The organism is Streptomyces shenzhenensis, from assembly GCF_021462265.1.
In the GTDB taxonomy this organism is placed as follows: Bacteria; Actinomycetota; Actinomycetes; order Streptomycetales; family Streptomycetaceae; genus Streptomyces; species Streptomyces shenzhenensis.
Genome location: NZ_JAJONF010000249.1, coordinates 1 through 215 on the forward strand (window position 1 = coordinate 1; position 215 = coordinate 215).

1 pseudogene is annotated in these 215 nt (G+C 72.1%); it reads left to right on the forward strand.

Going from position 1 to position 215, the window contains the following annotated elements:
* Window positions 1-215 (forward strand): annotated as a pseudogene (locus LQ326_RS47670) (M4 family metallopeptidase); the annotation flags it as partial.

Below are 215 nucleotides of genomic sequence, written 5' to 3' on the forward strand. Positions count from 1 at the left end.
GCCGCCAGGACGCTGGGCTCCACCAAGTCCGCGGCCGACGGCGCCCGCAAGGTGATCTGGGCCGGCTCGGGCACCCCCGTCCTCGCCTACGAGACGGTCGTCGGCGGCTTCCAGGACGACGGCACCCCCAGCCGGCTGCACGTCATCACCGACGCCGCCACCGGCAAGAAGCTCTTCGAGTACCAGGGCATCGAGAACGCCACCGGCACCGGCAA